The sequence below is a fragment of the uncultured Oscillibacter sp. genome (assembly GCF_910579365.1).
Classification (GTDB): Bacteria; Bacillota; Clostridia; order Oscillospirales; family Oscillospiraceae; genus Oscillibacter.
This window is the reverse complement of the sequence record NZ_CAJTUX010000028.1, coordinates 12828-31506: the sequence shown is the minus strand read 5'-3', so window position 1 is coordinate 31506 and position 18679 is coordinate 12828. Positions and strand designations below refer to the sequence as shown.

19 protein-coding genes are annotated in these 18679 nt (G+C 52.9%); 6 read left to right on the top strand and 13 right to left on the bottom strand.

Going from position 1 to position 18679, the window contains the following annotated elements; genetic code table 11:
* Nucleotides 1-36: 36 nt before the first annotated feature.
* From QZ329_RS08380 to QZ329_RS08345, 8 genes are all read right to left on the bottom strand, one after another.
* Nucleotides 37-1626 (bottom strand): DUF262 domain-containing protein, encoded by a 1590-nt coding sequence (locus QZ329_RS08380; protein ID WP_295751025.1) that lies wholly within the window; start codon nt 1624-1626, stop codon nt 37-39.
* The gene (locus tag QZ329_RS08375) at nt 1547-2254 is read right to left on the bottom strand and encodes a DUF2726 domain-containing protein (RefSeq protein ID WP_295751023.1); all 708 of its coding nucleotides are present in this window, start codon (nt 2252-2254) and stop codon (nt 1547-1549) included. Before QZ329_RS08375 ends, QZ329_RS08380 begins: the two co-directional genes overlap by 80 nt.
* Nucleotides 2255-2298: 44 nt before the next feature.
* Complete coding sequence (locus QZ329_RS08370; protein ID WP_295751019.1) at nt 2299-2748, bottom strand: site-specific integrase; 450 nt, start codon at nt 2746-2748, stop codon at nt 2299-2301.
* A 74-nt stretch (nt 2749-2822) separates the two neighbouring features.
* Nucleotides 2823-3911, bottom strand: a complete 1089-nt coding sequence (locus tag QZ329_RS08365) for a restriction endonuclease subunit S (RefSeq protein WP_295751016.1) — start codon at nt 3909-3911, stop codon at nt 2823-2825.
* Nucleotides 3904-5403, bottom strand: coding sequence for a class I SAM-dependent DNA methyltransferase (locus tag QZ329_RS08360; protein WP_295751013.1), 1500 nt, complete (start codon nt 5401-5403; stop codon nt 3904-3906). Before QZ329_RS08360 ends, QZ329_RS08365 begins: the two co-directional genes overlap by 8 nt.
* On the bottom strand, nt 5396-7813 hold the full coding sequence (locus tag QZ329_RS08355) for an N-6 DNA methylase (protein WP_295751009.1): 2418 nt from the start codon (nt 7811-7813) through the stop codon (nt 5396-5398). The genes QZ329_RS08360 and QZ329_RS08355 overlap by 8 nt, the downstream gene beginning before the upstream one ends.
* An 18-nt stretch (nt 7814-7831) precedes the next feature.
* On the bottom strand, nt 7832-10756 hold the full coding sequence (locus tag QZ329_RS08350) for an HsdR family type I site-specific deoxyribonuclease (RefSeq protein ID WP_295751007.1): 2925 nt from the start codon (nt 10754-10756) through the stop codon (nt 7832-7834).
* A gap of 13 nt (nt 10757-10769) precedes the next feature.
* Nucleotides 10770-11168, bottom strand: coding sequence for a (deoxy)nucleoside triphosphate pyrophosphohydrolase (locus QZ329_RS08345; protein WP_295751004.1), 399 nt, complete (start codon nt 11166-11168; stop codon nt 10770-10772).
* Between the two features lie 109 nt (nt 11169-11277).
* Here QZ329_RS08345 and QZ329_RS08340 point away from each other — a divergent pair, with 109 nt between their 5' ends.
* The 6 genes from QZ329_RS08340 (at nt 11278) to QZ329_RS08315 (ending at nt 15764) form a co-directional block, all read left to right on the top strand.
* On the top strand, nt 11278-11688 hold the full coding sequence (locus tag QZ329_RS08340) for a peptide deformylase (protein WP_295751001.1): 411 nt from the start codon (nt 11278-11280) through the stop codon (nt 11686-11688).
* Between the two features lies 1 nt (nt 11689).
* A complete protein-coding gene (locus QZ329_RS08335) occupies nt 11690-12148 on the top strand; it encodes a SufBD protein (RefSeq protein WP_295750998.1) in 459 nt (152 codons plus the stop codon).
* A gap of 3 nt (nt 12149-12151) precedes the next feature.
* Nucleotides 12152-12910, top strand: a complete 759-nt coding sequence (gene yaaA, locus QZ329_RS08330) for a peroxide stress protein YaaA (RefSeq protein ID WP_295750995.1) — start codon at nt 12152-12154, stop codon at nt 12908-12910.
* 75 nt (nt 12911-12985) lie between these two features.
* Entirely contained in the window at nt 12986-13897 is a 912-nt protein-coding gene (locus tag QZ329_RS15610; protein WP_365351687.1) for a tocopherol cyclase family protein, read from the top strand.
* A gap of 156 nt (nt 13898-14053) precedes the next feature.
* Nucleotides 14054-14746 (top strand): iron-sulfur cluster assembly scaffold protein, encoded by a 693-nt coding sequence (locus QZ329_RS08320; protein WP_295750990.1) that lies wholly within the window; start codon nt 14054-14056, stop codon nt 14744-14746.
* Nucleotides 14747-14765: 19 nt separating this feature from the next.
* Nucleotides 14766-15764, top strand: coding sequence for a GGGtGRT protein (locus QZ329_RS08315; RefSeq protein ID WP_295750987.1), 999 nt, complete (start codon nt 14766-14768; stop codon nt 15762-15764).
* A gap of 124 nt (nt 15765-15888) precedes the next feature.
* Here QZ329_RS08315 and QZ329_RS15605 read toward each other — a convergent pair whose 3' ends face one another.
* The 5 genes from QZ329_RS15605 to QZ329_RS08295 form a co-directional block, all read right to left on the bottom strand.
* Nucleotides 15889-16143 (bottom strand): tyrosine-type recombinase/integrase, encoded by a 255-nt coding sequence (locus QZ329_RS15605; RefSeq protein WP_365351692.1) that lies wholly within the window; start codon nt 16141-16143, stop codon nt 15889-15891.
* Nucleotides 16144-16208: 65 nt separating this feature from the next.
* Nucleotides 16209-16907 (bottom strand): tyrosine-type recombinase/integrase, encoded by a 699-nt coding sequence (locus QZ329_RS08310; protein WP_295750984.1) that lies wholly within the window; start codon nt 16905-16907, stop codon nt 16209-16211.
* Nucleotides 16908-16962: 55 nt separating this feature from the next.
* The gene (locus QZ329_RS08305) at nt 16963-17196 is read right to left on the bottom strand and encodes a helix-turn-helix domain-containing protein (RefSeq protein WP_295750981.1); all 234 of its coding nucleotides are present in this window, start codon (nt 17194-17196) and stop codon (nt 16963-16965) included.
* Nucleotides 17183-17752: a DUF5906 domain-containing protein gene (locus QZ329_RS08300; protein ID WP_295750978.1), complete on the bottom strand. Its 570-nt coding sequence runs from the start codon at nt 17750-17752 to the stop codon at nt 17183-17185. The genes QZ329_RS08305 and QZ329_RS08300 overlap by 14 nt, the downstream gene beginning before the upstream one ends.
* Entirely contained in the window at nt 17749-18657 is a 909-nt protein-coding gene (locus QZ329_RS08295; RefSeq protein WP_295750975.1) for a hypothetical protein, read from the bottom strand. Before QZ329_RS08295 ends, QZ329_RS08300 begins: the two co-directional genes overlap by 4 nt.
* Nucleotides 18658-18679 lie beyond the last annotated feature (22 nt).

Below are 18679 nucleotides of genomic sequence, written 5' to 3'. Positions count from 1 at the left end.
TTTCTGTATCATTCCCTCATTATACTACTTTTCCCTCTATTGGTACAGTTTCTTAATGTTGATTTCCGACTGCAAATAGACATAGTTGGCGATCTGGTTGTACTGTCCTTTGCTGGTAATCCCATTCCGAATTAAGTACTTCTTAGGGAAGAGATGGTGGATATCTCCACGCTCCTCCAGCATCGCTTTTACTTCTATGTGTTCACCCAGGAAACCTTTGTCGTGATTCTTAACCTGGGCCATCAGGAACACGTTGAAATAGGGGCTACTGGCCACTGAGGTATTCAGCCGATCCACCAGCACATTGTTCCAGAACGCGTCGGAGAGCTCGCCGGCCTCTACCTGTTCCAAATATTCGAGAGGATTTTCATAAGTATTGAACCGCTTCACGTCATAGTCGAAAGCGGATTCAGGTGAACCCGAGTAGCGGCCGGTCAAAATCGTCAGGACGATCCAGCGGCGAACAATTCGCTCCATCATGCTGGAGTCGATTTCCCGTGCTTTCAAGGTGAGATACAGGATATAGCCAAAATTCAGCACATTCTGGGAGCGCACCTGAGAGGCCCGCTCCACACCGACAGATTTCAAAATCATGACGTACCTCTGGAAATGGGTCTGATTGACCACATCCAGAACCGCGTCATGCAAATCGTAAAACGCTCTTTCCGCAATCTCAGCTTTGAAATCCCTGGCTTCAAAGTCGCGGCCGGACAACAGGCTGACCAGGTCGGAAAGCCGTCCGCGGCTGAACTTATAGGTGAACGCGACACGGAGAACATCACTGTAATCCGGTTCATAGATATCTTCATTCTCGTTGACGATCCACTCAATTTTGTGGAACTCCGGTGTCTGAGCAAAAGCGGTATCATTAAATCTGATTTCGCTGTAATCCGCCGGAACCTGTAAAAAGTGGAAGAAGTAATCGATCATCTTTCGGATGATATTCCCGCCGAATTCTTCATTGCTGGAAATCTTGCTCATGGCAAAGTCAGCCTGGGAGAGAACAACCCCCTTGGAATTGATTCGGATAAAAATGTCTGTGACCTGTTCAATATCCAACTCATGAGAGAGATTGATGACTCCAAGGTTGTTGTTTTCAATACTTTTCAAACGGGTGATAATATCGGAGATTTTAGACATTCCCTCGTTGTCAGTGATTCCGTTTTTCTGGCAATAGTCGATGACAAAACCGAACGAATTAAAACCGGGGTCAAAAATTGCGGCAATATCAGGAATATATTTAGCGTCCTTGAGAATCGCAGGGTTCACTACATCAAACCGCTCCTCCTGAGGGTTAAAGGCAATTTTTATGGGAAACATTTTGTAATCAGCACCCACGACCTCTTGTCCAACAATCGCGGCCGCCAAGGCGGTGATCCGCTGCTGCCCATCGATCACAACTTTTTTGCCGGAGGATATGGTTCCGTCTTTTAGCTTTACATCGGGATTCTGCCAGACGATAATGTAACCAACCGGATAGTTTTGATACAGGGAATCAATCAGATCGCGCACCTTGGTGCTGTCCCAAACAAAGGGACGCTGAATTTCAGGGATTGCGATACTCCCGTCTTTGATGCTGGAAAGCAGAGAACTGACCGCAATATTGTTGACATCGTATCTTGCCATAGTAAAGCTCTCCTCTGATAAATTTCTGCAACGCTGCTCTCAGCGCCTGTTCGATTCGCTTTTTCTCATCACTGCCATCTGTTTTGAGACGCAGCAGAGGAATCCCGTATTGCGATAAAATATGATTTTTCTTTTCATCCCGCATCGCCTGGACGCTGCCGGCGGCGCGAAAGGCTGTTCCATCCACCTCAACGGCCAGCAGCGGCGACTTATCCATTTTCCGAAACAGGAGAAAATCTACATGGGTCAACAGGTTTTTGGCATAAGATTTTTCTTCATGATTCAGCAGAGAATAATCTTTTACAAGATTGACCAGCGACACATGGACGGCACTGGACACAGCAGAAAATTCTGGTTCCATAAGGACGCTCTCAATCACAGCATAGAGCAGATTTTCGGAATCATACTCCGAAATTCGCCTGTGCTTTTGCAGGAAAACGCGTCGCTGCTGGGCGTAGCCTTGATAGAGAAGGTCAAAAATGGAATAAACGGCGCTTTCTACAACCGCACAGCTGTTGTACTCGATATAGCGGGCCAGGTCCCCATAGTTTGTCTGGTCATTTCGCGGATCTTGGGAGGTGACGGCTGTCAGAGATTTGACCGCCCGAGACACCGCCACATTCAGCATTCGAGGATCATCCACAAATTCCGTAATCACATTATCCACCGAAGTCAAAACAATCGCATATTTACTTTGTGGATTCTCCTCACGGGACTTTTTATAATGTAATCCTCATCTTCAAGCCAGGAGAAAAAGGACGAGAGAATCCGTCTCACAGTATCGAGAGTCATCTTGCTGACCGTTCCTCCCCGCTGGTAGTTGTCGAGGTATAAACGGAGATCCTCCGTTGTTATTTTGCGTTCCGGCTTATTGATCTTCTCCAACATATTTCGGATCGCGGACTCATAATAGCGCAGAGATTTTTCTGAACATCCTTCCACGCGCTTGGCCGAAACAAAAAGCGGCAGCCAATTGGACATCTGTGATTCACTGTCTATGGTGGCCTGTGCATTCAGCGCAGACAAATGTCTGCGCAAGGATGCTAACAGCTGTTTCATTTGGTTTTCGCTCAAGCTTTCAGAGAGTTCATGCTGAATATTGATGATAATTTCTTCGATCATGGTGTTTCCTCCTTGTCGTATTCCTCCGTTTGAGGCGTACCCACGAGCCGGAGGAAACTCCATGACCCTGTTTTTCAGCCGAGCTGCTCGGAAATGATACGTTTGTAGGTGGCGGTCAATTCTGAAAGGGCTTGTTCCAGTTCAAATTTTGATTTATCGCTCTGACGGACGAAGGCGGCAAACTCCTCTTGTTGAAATAAATCTGGCATCATCACTATTGCATCCTCAAAATCCCCCCGCTTAATATGCTCCATAGTCGCCTTGAATCCATGGGCTTTCTTAAAAGCCTCCTTGAGCGCATAATTGGCAGCAAAAATAAAGAATACCTTGTTTACCTTTCGCTTGTCAAAAACGACCTTGAAGATGTGCTGATTTAGCCACGCATCTCCGCCATTCCAAAGGTATGCCTCAAGATGGGTGGCCCACGATACAAGCACATCACCGTTATGCACCAGGTATTTTTCATCAATTTCTCCGGCAAAACGATTGAAGTCTGCTGAAGCATCATTTAGATTTTGGATACGGATGATTGGTACACCTTCAAAGCTCCAGTCTTGCGGTTTGAATGCATAGCCATTTACATAGGTTGCAATATCGCCCATACGAGTAGGAGTTCTATCACCGCTCTGTGTTATCTCGATAAATTGAGATTTCACCAACTCATCCGTAGCAGCAATGAGCTGTTGATAGGATTTCTTTGTATCATCCATCGCCCACAAGAGTTCCGCAAGTTCACGCTGCTTGTCCATATTCGGCAACTCAAACTCATAACTTTTCAGGTGTTCCCACTTGACACGGGGAGAAAGTGAACCCGCCGATTTTTCTACGGCAAAATGAAACAAAGTATCATTTTGAATGATAAAAGGCAGCAATTCAGGAAGAATATATCTCGGCTTCGCCTCAATAACTGTAATATCGCCAGAGCAGATTCCATCAAACGGCGCAACAGCAGCTTTTTTCAGGTAAGCCCGACGGCGGCCAAAAAGCACATCCCCTTTACGGAACATTTTTGTAAAGGTGTTATCACTACCCTCATCCCAAGAAGTAAGTGTGATTTCCTCTGGTGTTAAATGCTCGAGTCCAACCGTGGGATACCCATCTTTATTGCCTTTACAGGTCTCCCTGCGTTCCTCAGCCACATCGCCAAGCAAAACCTTACTCACCTTCCCGCGCCCCCTTTCCCAAAAGTGAATTCAGCCTCTCATAACTCAGCTTCATGGTTTCCGAGGTGGCCAACCAGCTGTCATAATGCTCCTGAACGGAGCGGATATCCGTCTCCGTCGCCTCGATTTCCTGCTTGACATAGAGGGGAATACTGAGGGAAAAGTTGTGATCCGCAATATCCTGTATGGTAGCTACCCGTGCGAAACCAGCCTCGTCAGAATACTGGTGATAGGCTTCGGCAATCTTTTGAATATGCCGGTCCTCCAAATAGCTTTGCGCATTTTTTCGCTCCACTTCGTTCACCGCATTGATGAAAAGCACCTGTCCCCGCCGCTCCGGGCGCTTATTCATGCGGCAGATCATGATGCAGGCCTCCATAGGGGAGTTGTAAAACAGGTTTGCCGCCAGACCGATCACGCATTCGATGCGGTCGCTGCGCACCAGTTTTTCCCGCATGGCGCGCTCCTCATTGCGGAACAGAACGCCGTGAGGAAACAAAATCGCGCACCGCCCGGTCTCTTCCTTCAGGCTGGCAATGATATGCTGCAAAAAGGCGTAGTCCGCCCGCCCTTGGGGAGGTACTCCCAAGAAATTCCGGCCATATTTGTCGCTCTCAAAGGCGGCGCGATCCCATTGGCTGATGGAATAGGGCGGATTGGCCAGAACCAGGTCAAACTGCCGGAGCCTGCCGTTTTCAATAAACGCGGGCGCGGCCAGGGTATCGCCGTTTACAATGCTGAAATCCTTGACACCGTGGAGAAACAGGTTCATCTTGCCAATAGCGGAGGTCAGCGCGTTGATCTCCTGCCCGAAGACCGCAACATTGCGCCATTCTTTCCCCTGTTCTTTCAGATAAGCAATCGCGGAGATCAGCATACCGGCGCTGCCGCAGGTGGGGTCGTAGATGGACTCCCCCGATTCCGGGCGGAGCATCTCCGTCATCAGGTGGACAACGGTCCGGTTGGTGTAAAACTCCTGCGCTGTGTGACCGCTGTCATCTGCGAATTTTTTGATGAGATACTCGTACCCCTGACCAAGCTCATCCTCCGGGCAGTTTGCGATGGAGAGCGTCCTGGTACTGAAATGCTCCAGCAGGTCCTTCAGTAAACGGTCCGGCAGACGGTTTTTATTGGTCCATGCCCCATCGCCAAAAATCCCTTGTAATTTATCGGAATTGGCGTTTTCAACTTTTCGGAACGCCTCCACGATTGCCACGCCGACATTTTCTGAAACTGCACGGACGTCATTCCAGTGGCTGCCCTCGGGAACGATAAATGTATGAAGTTCACGCTCATCAAACTCAGCGGCATCTTCGCCGTATTCCTCCTGCGCTGCGGCGGTCTCCTCATCGTACACATCACAGATTCGCTTAAAGAACAGCAGCGGGAATATGTACTGCTTATAGGCTCCCGCGTCAATATTTGTGCGGAGGAGGACGGCGGAGTTCCACAGATAGGACTGTAATTCCTCAATGGTGATTCGTTTATTCACTGACGTACCCTCCCTCCAGCAGAAGCTTTTTCATCTTTTCCTCGGCCCGGAGCATGGCCTCATAAGCCTCAAAATACTGCCGGCGCACCTCCTCCGGGGGAATCGTCTCCTGCTCTTTTTTCTCAATGTAGTTGCTGATGGCAAGAGTGTAGTCTTTTTCCCGTATATCGGCAATGGTTACCACTTTGACCCGCTCGATCACATCTTCATAGGCCGCGTACAGCGCATATACCCTTCGAATGTCGTCCTCGGTCATGATGTTCTGCGCCCGCTGGGGGGTGTAGATGCCGGAGGCGTCTATAAGACAGACCTTTCCGCGGTGATCCGCATGTTTGTTGTTGTTCAAAAAGAGAATGCAGGCGGAAACGCCGGTGGAGTAGAACACGCCCCCGGTGAGTGTGATCACACACTCCAGCTTGTCGGACTCCACCAACCGCTTTCGGATCTCTCCCTCTTTTCCACCCCGGAACAGGACGCCTTGGGGCAGGACGACAGCGCACCGGCCCGTCTTGGAATCCATAGATTTGACCATGTGCTGGAGCCAAGCGAAGTCTCCGTTGGAGTCCGTGGGGCACCCCCAGAGGTTGCGCCCGTAGATATCGCTGCCAAACTGCTCCGCCCCCCAGTTTTTCAAGGAAAAGGGGGGATTCGCCACCACACAGTCAAAGGTTTGCAGGCTGCCTCGCCAGAGATAATTAGGGCTTCGCAGCGTATCCCCCTGGGTCACGTTAAAATCCCTTGCGCCATGCAGAAACAGGTTCATCCTGGCAATGGCGGAGGTGGCCAGATTCTTTTCCTGACCATAGATTCGTCCGTAGGTTCGCTTGTCACCCTTCATGTAACGAATCGCTTCCATCAGCATACCGCCTGTGCCGCAGGCGGGGTCATACACCGACTCGCCCGCCTGCGGGGCCAGCAGCATAATCATCAGCTTGACAATGGAGCGTGGGGTGTAAAATTCGCCGGCGTTCTTTTTTGATAAATCCGCGAATTTCTTGATCAGGAACTCATAACTGTCCCCCATCACGTCGGCAGAATAATGGTTGTTGCCAACCTTTATTTTGGACATATGCTCGATCAGATTTTTCAGCCGCTCGTCGGACAGCTTTGACTTATCCGTCCAGTTTGCGTCATCAAAGCTGGAGAATACCCCGCTCAATGTATCGGGGTTCGCCCGTTCAATCCCGTTCATAGCCTTTACAATGGCAACACCCACATCCATGCTCGTCTCCCGGACATCCTGCCAATGGCACCCCTCGGGAATCACAAAGCGGTGGTTCTCCGGGAAGGCGGCATATTCCTCATCCCCGCCGGATTCCTCCAGCGCGGCCTGGGTCTCCTCGTCATAGACGTCGGAAAGTCGTTTGAAAAACAGAATCGGCGTCACATAGCTTTTGTATTCGTCCTGATTGATAGGGCTCCGCAGGATATTGCACGCCTCAAACAAGTGGGAAAACAGTTTCTGGCTGGTGGTCTCCTCAGAAACTGACGTGCTGTTTATGGCATCCTCGTCAGCAAAATCAAAGGCAAGCTGCATGATTTCAGAACGCTTGCCGGCTTTGATTTCAGCGCGCTGCGGAGATCGAATTCCGATGTTTCCGGCCTCACCTGCTTTTTCCGCCTTCGCCGGATAGATTCCCTCAAAATCCATGAGGACTTTTAAAAGGCGCTTGTCCAAAAAGGTCAGGGCCAGTTTCCGTATGGGAGCGGGTACACCGTAATAGGCCTCTGCAACCGCCCCGGTAATCGCCGCCAGGGTATCACTGTCGCCGCCGATAGAGATTGCGTTCCGGATGGCGTCTTCAAAGCCAGTGGACTCGAAAAAAGCCTCCAGCGCCTGGGGTACGGTATCCTGACAGGTCTCATTGAACTGATAGGTGCTACGGATGGAATCCAGCGTGAAATCAATGGGGTAGTAGTTCTTTGTGATATAATCCTGAATCTCCAGCATACTTTTTCCGGTGCGGGCGAGATAAACCGCAGCAGCAGTGGCCTCGGCGCCTTTGATTCCCTCCGGATGGTTATGGGTCACCTCGGTCACCGCTTTGGAGAGGGCTTTTGCCTCTTCAAGAGACCTTGCCGCATACCCGCAGCCGCTTACCCGCATGGCGGCGCCGTTTCCAAAGCTGTTGTAAGGCTTCGGATGATCGGAATACATCCAACGGTAAAAAGATCCACCATAGCCGCTGTTCGGATACGGGCGGCCAATCTCCCGCATGGAGCGGACTGCCTGCTCTCCCAGACCGGTAAAATCCGGTCGGCAGCGCATCAGCGCGTCGCATACGGCCAATGACATGATGGAATCATCCGTAAAGAAACACTGGTGCGGCATCAGGTCAAAGTCCTTGGAGCGGTGGTTGTTCCACTCAAATCTGGAGCCCACAAGGTCTCCAATGATTGCGCCAATCATAGTTTCACCCGCTTCCCGTCAATAATATTGCTCGATGTAGCTGTACGCCTTGTCGAAGACGTCTTTATCTTTGATTTTATACTTAATCCAAACTACACTGCGAAGGGCCTTCTTGACCTCCTGCTTGCCGGCCGTTGTGCTCTGCCAGCCGTCGAAGCGGACAATTTTCACGATGCTGTCAATATCAGCAACGATGCGCTCTACAATAACAGGCGTATTTTTATTCCTCACACCATTGAACAGCTCCGTCAAGGCGGCGATTCCTTTATCAATTTCCTGCTCCGGAACGACATCTTTCTCCGCCTGAGCGGCTTCTTTCGCCAGTTCCAAAAGAAGCTTCAAAAATTCAATGCTGGTAACAAGCCCCTGTTCATGTTTCTCGCGCAGGGCTTCCAACTTCTCACCCAGCTGGATAAATTTGGGGTCTTGGGCATGGTTCAGAATCTTTGCCACAAGGCTGATCTCAACCTTTTTTGCCGCTTTTTTCAAATCCTTCTGCTTCTCCAGAAAATCATCAATCAGGTCAGCGTCCATGGCAAGAATGTCCATATCTTCGTCAGTCTCGCCGACCGTAACATTCTGATGAACCAGTTCAATGGTCTTGGCCCCAAGGGCGGCCCAAATCAGCCCCCCTCTGCCGTCGGTGGGTTTGACGGATTCGTAGACACGGGACAGCCACTGGTAATCCGCCTTGTATGCGTTCAAGAAGGTATCCGGCGACAGAGCGTCCCAAGCACGGTTCAGCACACGATAGTCGGCGGCAAAGGTATCCTTTTCCTTATTGGTGGGAAGACATTCCTGGGCCGCCATCAGCCCTTCCCAGCCCTCTACGGTGCGGTCAACACCCATAAAATAACCGAGGCATTTTTTCATCAGCGTGGGCAGCTGCTTTTTGATCTCCTCGATATTGGTGATAATGCGGCGCATACTGGTCTCATCAAAATCAAGAGCTTTCGCCACATCGTCAAAAATACCAATATAATCTACAATCAAGCCGTGCGTCTTTCCCTGGTCATAGGTTCGATTTGTGCGGCAGATCGCCTGGAGCAGCGTGTGATCCTTCATGGGCTTGTCCAGATACATCGCCTGCAAAATAGGGGCGTCAAACCCGGTCAGCAGCTTGGAGGTGACGATCACCAGCTTCAGCTTGCTGTTTGGGTCCCGGAACACGTCCAGGATCTTTCCCTCCGCATCACGGTCACGGCGGTATTTCTTGTAGCGGTCCTCCTTGTCATTATTGGTATCCATGACGATCGTGGAAGCATCCTCGCCAAGCAGTTCGTCCAGGACCGTCTTATACATTAGGCAGCATTCACGATCATAGACCACGATCTGTCCCTTGTAGCCGTTCGGCTCAATTTTCGATTGGAAGTGCTTCGCGATATGTTCGCATACCTTCCGGATGCGGGCCGGGTTGTACATGATAGCCTTCATATTGACGCGGCGGGAAAGCTCATTCTTTTCCTCCCTGCTCAGCCCCGCCTCATCGGTCATCGCTTCAAATGCCCGGTCCAGTTCATCTTTGTTGACGTGCAGCTCCACGGGAACCGGCTCAAAATGCAGGGGCAGCGTGGCGCCGTCCCGGATAGAATCGGAGAAAGAGTACCGGCTCATATAGCCAGTGCGGTCCTCCTCCGCGCCGAAGGTCAAAAAGGTATTTTTGTCCACTCGGTTAATCGGCGTACCGGTAAGGCCGAAGAAAAACGCATTGGGAAGGGCCATACGCATCTTCTCACCCAGGTCCCCTTCCTGCGTCCGATGAGCCTCATCCACCATGACGATGATGTTGTCTCGGGCATTCAGCTCTCCATTGACCTCACCAAATTTGAAAATTGTTGTAATCAGAATCTTCCGCATATCTCCGCGGAAGAAAGAGGAGAGTTCCTCCTTGGTGGACGCGCTGGTCAGATTGGGAATGTCGGAGGCGTTAAAAGTCGCTGTGATCTGTGTCTCCAAATCAATGCGGTCATCCACAATCACAACCGTAGGATTTTTGAGTTCAGGTACCATACGCAGCTTCTGCGCGGCAAATACCATCAGCAGCGATTTGCCGGAGCCCTGGAAATGCCAGATCAGCCCTTTCTTCGGATACCCGGCAAGGACACGGCTGACGATCATATTCGCACCCTCAAACTGTTGATAGCGGCAGATGATCTTATATTTCCGGTACTTTTTATCGGTGGCGAACATAGTGAAGAACTGGAAGATGTCCATAACCTTTTCCGGTGTAATCATATCTGCTATGCTGATCTTCACATCCGCAAGGTTACCCTCCGCCTTATGAGCAGAGGTGTGCCACGGCCCCCACATATTGATGGGCATATTCACGGAACCATAGCGGTAGCGCTTCCCCTCTGAGGCAAAATTGAATACATTTGCAACAAACATGGCGGGAATGCTTTTCTCATATGCGGAAATATCTCCAGCGGCATCAAGCCACGTAATAGCACTGCGGACAGGCGTCTTCAGTTCGCCAATCGCAATGGGAAAGCCGTTGATTAGCAGCACAATATCCAGACGTTTGCCTCCATCCGCCTGGGGATATACCCATTGGTTAGTGACGACATATTCGTTTAAGGCAATGTTCTCTTTGCGCATCGTACCAAAGAAGCGAATCGGAACCATACGACCGTCTTTTCCAAAGGGGAAGGAGTTTTCTTCAAACACCAGCTTTTTAAACAGCTCATTCTGGGTCACCAGGTTATGCGGCTGTACAGACAAAATAACAGTTCGAAGCTTATAAATGACCTCGTCGGCACGGGAAGGTTCCGCTGCGATCTCAGGATTCAGCCGGATCAACGCTTCCTTCACCATGGGCTCCACCATAACATCCGAATACATACGCGGAAGCTTCTCAGCGGGAATGTAGGTCCAACCATTCTCTTTCAAAATAGAGATTATCATTTGCTCCATAGTGTTGTCTTCATTAAACAGAGCTTTCATGTAACCTTCCCCTTTACCATGCTTTTAATTGTAATCTTCTCAAAATTTCCTTATCCGCCGAGCAAAACTCGTACTGCGGTATTTCATCCACTTTAATCCACTGAATATCATTATGTTCCAACATTTGTGGAGTTCCCTCAATGATTGCCGCATTGAACAGTGTCAGGTGTACGTTCAGATCAGGGTAAACATGGTCTACCTCCATGAACACTTTGTCCACCGAGATGGTAACAGCCAGTTCTTCCCGGCACTCCCGAATGAGGGCATCTTCTTTGCTCTCTCCCGGTTCCACTTTGCCACCCACAAACTCCCACAGCAATCCCCGCGCCTTATGAGCCGGACGCCGGCAGATTAAAAACCTGTCTCCATCCCAGATCAGCGCCGCCACAACTTCGGTTACTTTTTTCTCCATACGGTCTGCCACCCTCGATTTGCCTTTTTCTCCTGTCTGTGCTATTTTATTCATATGAGTATACCACAAATTTTCCCCTGGGGAAAGTGTACAATGGAGGTGCAATGCCGTGGTACGAGAGATTATGCGGGATGAAGCGTTCCTCTCCCAAAAGGCTGAACCGGCTACATTGGAAGACTTGCCTGTCGCTCAGGATCTGCTGGACACCCTGACCGCCCACAAGGACGGCTGTGTGGGCATGGCGGCCAATATGATCGGCGTCCGCAAGCGAATTATCGTCTTTGACAACGAGGGCACATACATGGTCATGTTCAACCCGGAGATTATCAAAAAGTCTGGTCCCTACGAGGCGGAGGAGGGCTGTCTCTCCCTCTCCGGCACCCGGAAGGCCAAACGCTGGCAGTCCATCAAGGTGCAGTATCAGAACGGGCAGTTTCAAACACGCCTCAAGACCTTCACCGGCTGGACGGCCCAGATCATCCAGCACGAGATCGACCACTGCGAGGGGGTGCTGATCTGACATGGACTTTGATGCCTATATTGCCTGTCTGACGGGAAAAGACGCCAAGGCCGCCTATGCCCTTGCCCAGCGGATCACAGAGGAAAGCAGAGTTTCCGACGCTTGGTATTCTCATTTTGATGAGTTTGCCGTTCTCCTGTCCCACAAAAACTCTCTGGTCCGCAACCGGGCCGTCTCCATCCTTGCGGCCAATGCCCGTTGGGACGGGGAGGGGAAATTTGACGCGCTGCTGGATGAATTTTTGTCCCACGTCACCGATGCGAAGCCCATCACGGCCCGACAGTGCGTGGCGGCGCTTCCGGAAATCGCGGAGGCGAAACTGGAATTCATTCCCCGTATCCGGACGGCATTGGAGCAGGCTGATCTGAGCGGCTACCCGGACAGTATGCAGCCTCTGGTTTTGAAGGATATTGTTGCGGCGCTGGAAAAAATCAGCACATTGGGAAATCAGGGGGCTTGATATATGCGCATCATCATCGCCCCGGCGAAGAAAATGGTGGCGGACACGGACAGCTTTTCTGCGGACAGCCTGCCCCAGTTTCTGGAACAGACAGAGCGGCTGAAGGCTGTCCTCCAGGGTATGTCCTCCAAGGACTTACAGGCCCTCTGGAAGTGCAATGACTCCATCGCCAAACTGAACATAGAGCGGCTGGAACAGATGAACCTGCGCCGTAATCTCACCCCCGCCATTCTTTCCTACGAGGGCATCCAGTACCGCTGCATGGCCCCCGGCGTGATGGAGACGACCCACCTGGGCTACCTCCGGGAGCACCTGCGCATCGTCTCCGGCTTTTACGGCCTGCTGCGGCCTTTCGACGGCGTGACCCCTTATCGGTTAGAAATGCAGGCCAAACTGCCGGTAGATAGCTGCCGGGATCTATATCAGTTCTGGGGGGACCGTCTGGCCCGGCAGCTGGCCATGGAGACGGACGTGGTGCTGAATCTGGCCTCCAGGGAGTACAGCAGAGCGGTGGAGGTCCATCTGCCCAAAACTGTCCGATTTGTCACCTGTGCCTTTGGAGAGTGGAAAGACGGCAAGGTCGTCGAAACGGGCACCAAATGCAAGATGGCCCGTGGGCAGATGGTACGCTGGCTGGCGGAGAACCAAATCAAAAGCCCGGAGGGTCTCCAGGCCTTTGACCAGCTGGGCTATCGATTCTGCCGCTCCACATCGGTAGGGAATCACACCGCTTATCTTTGGATACAGTCCCGCAAGGATTGAGCCGCTTCCTTGGCTGGAAATATTTTCCTATAAAATCCCCAGATTCAGGGAACACTGAATCCGGGGTGATAAATTATGGGATTTTTCCACAGCACAGACAGAACCGGCCCCTATTTTGAGGGCTGGTACTTCAAGCACCAGAATCCGCAGGGACAAACCTTGGCGTTAATTCCAGCGTTTCATGTTGACAAAGAAGGATGCCGCACCGCCTCCCTCCAGGTCATTTCAAAGGATCAGGCGTGGTGGCTGGAATATCCGGAAACACAGCTGCAAGTCTCCCGGCAGCCTTTTCAGGTACAGATTGGACAGTCCAGCTTTGGCAGTCAGGGGATCGACCTCCATATCCGGCAAGACAATCTTTCCCTCTGCGGCTCGCTGCGCTATGGCCCTTTTACCGCTCTGCGGTCTGACATTATGGGACCGTTTCGATTTTTCGCAGGAATGCAGTGCGCCCACGGCGTCATCAGTATGGGGCATTCCCTGAGTGGAACGCTGAAACTGAACGGCGGGCGTTTGGATTTCTCTGACGGGATCGGATACGTCGAGACAGACCGGGGCCGCTCCTTTCCAAGCAAATACCTCTGGACACAGTGCGTTTGGGATGGGACGGAGCGCGGCAGTCTGATGCTTGCAATTGCGACGATTCCCCTGCCTGTGGGCGGCTTCACTGGCTGTATCTGCTCTGTTTTATACCGTGGCCGGGAATACCGCCTGGCAACTTACCGGGGCGTCAAAATTGAAAAGTGGTCTCCCTCCGGCGCGGTGATCCGTCAGGGGAAGTACCGCCTGGAAGTCGAATTGCTGAACGAGCGGCGGCAGCCTCTCCGGGCTCCGGTGGAGGGCCGCATGGAGCGTACTATCCACGAGAGTCCCTGCGCGGAGGTGCGCTATCGCTTCTGGCGGGGGAGGGACCTCCTGTTTCAGCATACGGACCCAAACGCCAGCTTTGAGTACTCCTCCGGAGACCGCTCCCCCGGGACTTGCTGAACGCCGGCCGCGCCAAAGCGTACGCCGCCGGAGGCGCAAGATATTTTCTTGACAAGGTAATCGTTTACCGATATAATATGTGCCGTGCGAAGCTCCGGGGAACGCCGGCCTCCGGCGTGACCTGAAAAAATACAAAAAGGAAAGGATTGGACGACTATGATCTATTCCACCGAAGTGCAGAACATGTGCCCCGTCGCCAAGGGCGCGTACCACGGTCCCGCTCCCATCCCCGAGGAGGGCAAGTGGGTCCAGGCCAAGGAGATCAAAGACATCTCCGGACTCACCCACGGCGTTGGCTGGTGCGCTCCCCAGCAGGGCGCGTGCAAGCTGACCCTGAACGTCAAGGACGGCATCATTGAGGAAGCTCTGGTGGAGACCCTGGGCTGCTCCGGCATGACCCACTCCGCCGCCATGGCCTCGGAAATCCTCATTGGCAAGACCCTTCTGGAGGCTCTGAACACCGACCTGGTGTGCGACGCCATCAACACCGCCATGCGGGAGCTGTTCCTCCAGATCGTCTACGGCCGAACCCAGACCGCGTTCTCCGAGGGCGGCCTGCCTATCGGCGCGTCTCTGGAGGACCTGGGCAAGGGCCTCCGGAGCCAGGTGGGCACCATGTTCGGCACCAAGGCCAAGGGTCCCCGCTATCTGGAGATGGCCGAGGGCTATGTAACCCGCATCGCCCTGAACCAGGACGACGAGATCGTGGGCTATGAGTTCGTGAACCTGGGCAAGATGATGGACGCCATCAAGAAGGGAACGGACGCCAACGAGGCTCTGGAGAAGGCCAAGGGCCACTACGGCCAGTTCGACGGGGCCGCCAAGTATATCGACCCCCGTCACGAGTAAGAAAAGGAGGAATTGAGAAATGGCTCTGTTTGAAAGCTACGAGAGAAGAATCGACAAGATCAATTCCGTCCTCTCTCAGTACGGAATTAAGAGCGTGGAGGAGTGCCGGGACATCTGCAAAGCCGCCGGCTTCGACCCCTATGAGATCGTCAAGGGCATCCAGCCCATCTGCTTTGAGAACGCCTGCTGGGCCTACTGCGTGGGCGCGGCCATCGCGCTGAAGAAGAACGTGCCCACCGCCGCCGAGGCCGCCGAGGCCATCGGCGAGGGTCTCCAGGCCTTCTGCATCCCCGGCTCCGTGGCCGACGACCGCAAGGTGGGCCTGGGCCACGGCAACCTGGGCGCCATGCTCCTCCGGGACGAGACGAAGTGCTTCGCCTTCCTGGCGGGCCACGAGTCCTTCGCCGCCGCCGAGGGCGCCATTGGCATCGTCCGCAACGCCAACAAGGCCCGCAAGGAGCCCCTCCGGGTCATCCTGAACGGCCTGGGCAAGGACGCCGCCCAGATCATCAGCCGCATCAACGGCTTCACCTATGTCCAGACCCAGTTTGACTACTCCACCGGCGAGGTGAAGGTGGTCAAGGAGACCCGGTACTCCGAGGGCGAGCGGGCCAACGTCCGCTGCTACGGCGCGGACGACGTCCGGGAGGGCGTGGCCATCATGCACCTGGAGGGCGTGGACGTCAGCATCACCGGCAACTCCACCAACCCCACCCGGTTCCAGCACCCCGTGGCGGGCACCTATAAGAAGGAGTGCTACGAGCAGGGGAAGAAGTACTTCTCCGTGGCCTCCGGCGGCGGCACGGGCCGGACCCTGCACCCGGACAACATGGCCGCCGGCCCCGCTTCCTACGGTATGACCGACACCATGGGCCGGATGCACTCCGACGCCCAGTTCGCCGGCAGCTCCTCCGTCCCCGCCCACGTGGAGATGATGGGCTTCCTGGGCATGGGCAACAACCCCATGGTGGGCGCTACCGTCGCCGTTGCGGTGGCCGTTGCGGAGAGCAAGAAGTAATAGAATCCGCTCCAATCAGCTGATTTTGAGCGCTTTTTAGAACGAATAAAATCACCCGCTTCCCAGCGAAGCGGGTGATTTTCTCTGTCTGTCTGCCGTTTGTCAGCCAAAATTTCAGAATGCGTCAACGCGCGGATCCGAACAGCTCCAACAGCTGGGTCCCCTCTTCCGCCATTTTATCGATCAGGTGCTGATAGATTTGCGTGGTGACCTGGCTATTCTTGTGTCCCAAACAGTGCTGTACATATTGGGGGGACGCTCCTTTTTCCGCCAGCATGGTCGCGTGGGTGTGACGGAGGCTGTGATAGTCAAACTCGGCAAAGCCCAGCTCATGGGTTGCCCCCAGCTGACATGCTGCATGGTGTGGCTCGAAATGCAGGAGCCGTCCGCCCTTACCAGCACAAAATCTCCCTTTTTCCCGTCTCCACCTGTGTTAAGATGGCCTTACTCGTCCTTGAAGTACTGTATGTACGAATCGCCGCAGGCGGAGCGGGCCTCGTTTTGCCGCGCCCGTTCTCGTTCCAAGGCGTCCGCTACATCCTGGGAGAGCTCAATGGTGCGCACGCTGTCGTATTTTGGGGCGGAGAAATACCAGTAGCCAGAGGTTCCCGTTTTTCTGTCCCGGTCATGCCAGATAACCTGCTGGCGAACAGTCAATGTTTTGGCCGCAAGGTCAATGCAGTCCCAGGTCAAACCGAAGGCCTCCGAAATCCGTAAACCGCATTTGTAGCCGATCAGGATGGGCAGGTAGGAGCTGGTCCCCTCCGGGAAGCGTTTCAAAATCAGGTCCATTTGCCCCGGAGAGAGGCAGACGTGTGGAGAGCTGCGTGCCTTCGTTGCCGGAGTGGCATGGGTAGACGGAAGCTCTACATACTGGGCCGGGTTGGTCTGAATATACTTGAGGGGCAGGACGGCGTAGGACAAGCTCCCCGTCAAGACGCCTTTCAGGACCGCCAGGGTGTTGCGGCTGTATCCGGCATTGAATTTATTGTACTCGTTCATCGCTTTCGCCCCGGCGGCGGAGGCCTCTGTCTTCGTTCGGAACCCTTCCTTGCTGATGCTCTTCCGCTTATTGTCAGCACGAGCAGCCTCAAAGCTGGATTCCCAGCGATTATTACGTTTTCTAAACCGCAGTTCATTCATAACATTGTCCTCCTTTTGAAATAGAGGACGCTGGCATAAACCAGCGTCCTTGGATTTATGGCGCACTGATGATAGGCTTTATGTCGTCCAGGTTGCTCAAATCGCGGCCCTCGTGCTTTTGGAGAAAGTTTTCCAAAGTCTCCCGCCGGACACGCAGGGAGCACAGTTTAATTGCCGGAAGCAAGCCTCGTCGAATAAGCTCATAGACGAAGCTGCCGTTAGTGTGAAGCAACTGGCCGACTTGTTTGACTGTGTACAAAATAGGCTCGCTATTCTTACAGTTTTCCATAAAAACCCCCTGTTTCCGTATAATTTCGGCTTCTTTTATTTGAGGCGGATGCCTTCGTAACCATTGAGCGGCACGCCGTCCACTCGTTTCTTCCTGGCTGTGATTTGCCCGGCCAGATGTGTCCGCAGGGCCCTGGAAAAAGCTGGACGATCTGGAAAACGCGATATGCCGCCAAGGCGCAATAAATCACCCCCCCTTTCTCCTGCTTGAGCTTGTCTAGCAGGTCAAAATCCTGCTGCGCCGCTGGGAATGGAAAGCAGAAAGGCACCAGAAGAATGCGCTGGGAAAATGCTTCATCCCGGACCTTTAATTCTATAGAGTGGTTTGTTCCGAACAGCAGCTTGCATCGAATGTGGTCGGAATGGGGCTGCCGGTTTTTGGCTTCGATGGACAGACTGTCACCGCCGGTAATCTGCTTGATGACTGCAACGGAACGGCTGTCAAAGATTCCGTTTGGCAGGTCCATTGAGATATTGATTGAGTGGTCCGCAAGGGCGCTTAGGGCAAACCGTTCCCCAAACTGATGGACCGAAAGGCTGGCAACGTCGTCAGTCACGTAAAAGATTGGATCAGTGAACCCAGAACAGACTTTCCAGAGTTTCCCACGCCTTGAAACAGGGCGAACCGCTTTGCCTTGTGGTCTGGGCTTAGCAGGAAGCCGACCGCCTCCAAAACGCGAAGATACAGTTCAGAATCTCCCCTTGAAATTGCGTTCAGGAGATTTTGAAAAACAGGGAAAGGCTGGGGGCCGCTCCAATAGGTGTCTCGAAACTCTGTCTGAAAAAAACGAGAGTCAGACGGGCAAAACTGGAGCGTGGCAATGTCCACCGCGCCGTTGAGAACAGCGAGGCGGCTGTTAGTTTCGTCTGAATATGCTTCTATCCTCTGGTCAGATTGCAAGAGTGATAATACACTGCCGATTAGGGCAGGGGCGTTCCCAGACCGCAACTCGTCTCGAAGTACTTCAAAAATGAGCCCCCGAGCTTCGTTTTCGGAAAGCCGCCTGTAGTGAAATTGCTCCCACATGAACAATCTCTCCCCCTTCCTCTGAAGAAGGACCTTTTGTCGAAACAGGTCCTCCAGATCGGAGGGTGTCAAGGTGGCAGCGTTGGATTGGGAGTTTTCGTTGTATGTGTGAAACCTAATTGGATGATATGGATTGGACGGCGCCTTTGGAGGGGCTTCCGCTTGAGGCGTCAATAAAATCTTTGGAGTTTCTAAGCCCTGCTCCTCCTGGTGCTTCTGAGCTAACTGGTCCCGTGCTTGGAGGATTGCCCCTTCCTTGGGGGTGTCGCAGAAGGTCATCGGTTCGTTCAGGTGCCGTCCCGTTTTTTCTTCGACCTCCTTTTCACGGTCTTTGGCCTCCCTAAATAATCTCGCCTCGATGCGGTCTGCCTCCTGGACCAAAGATGCCTCTTCTTGAGAAACTGTTATAAAATCGGGCCTTTTCTTCCTATCCATCCGGTCTCCTTTCCGCGATCAC

Coding starts and splice junctions, on each gene's coding strand:
- QZ329_RS08380 (WP_295751025.1), bottom strand. CDS start 1,626: ATGGCAAGATACGATGTCAACAATATTGCGGTCAGTTCTCTGCTTTCC.
- QZ329_RS08370 (WP_295751019.1), bottom strand. CDS start 2,748: ATGATCGAAGAAATTATCATCAATATTCAGCATGAACTCTCTGAAAGC.
- QZ329_RS08345 (WP_295751004.1), bottom strand. CDS start 11,168: ATGGAGAAAAAAGTAACCGAAGTTGTGGCGGCGCTGATCTGGGATGGA.
- QZ329_RS08335 (WP_295750998.1), top strand. CDS start 11,690: ATGGACTTTGATGCCTATATTGCCTGTCTGACGGGAAAAGACGCCAAG.
- yaaA (WP_295750995.1), top strand. CDS start 12,152: ATGCGCATCATCATCGCCCCGGCGAAGAAAATGGTGGCGGACACGGAC.
- QZ329_RS08355 (WP_295751009.1), bottom strand. CDS start 7,813: ATGATTGGCGCAATCATTGGAGACCTTGTGGGCTCCAGATTTGAGTGG.
- QZ329_RS08320 (WP_295750990.1), top strand. CDS start 14,054: ATGATCTATTCCACCGAAGTGCAGAACATGTGCCCCGTCGCCAAGGGC.
- QZ329_RS15610 (WP_365351687.1), top strand. CDS start 12,986: ATGGGATTTTTCCACAGCACAGACAGAACCGGCCCCTATTTTGAGGGC.
- QZ329_RS08305 (WP_295750981.1), bottom strand. CDS start 17,196: ATGGAAAACTGTAAGAATAGCGAGCCTATTTTGTACACAGTCAAACAA.
- QZ329_RS08295 (WP_295750975.1), bottom strand. CDS start 18,657: ATGGATAGGAAGAAAAGGCCCGATTTTATAACAGTTTCTCAAGAAGAG.
- QZ329_RS08315 (WP_295750987.1), top strand. CDS start 14,766: ATGGCTCTGTTTGAAAGCTACGAGAGAAGAATCGACAAGATCAATTCC.
- QZ329_RS08310 (WP_295750984.1), bottom strand. CDS start 16,907: ATGAATGAACTGCGGTTTAGAAAACGTAATAATCGCTGGGAATCCAGC.
- QZ329_RS08375 (WP_295751023.1), bottom strand. CDS start 2,254: ATGCTGAATGTGGCGGTGTCTCGGGCGGTCAAATCTCTGACAGCCGTC.
- QZ329_RS08350 (WP_295751007.1), bottom strand. CDS start 10,756: ATGAAAGCTCTGTTTAATGAAGACAACACTATGGAGCAAATGATAATC.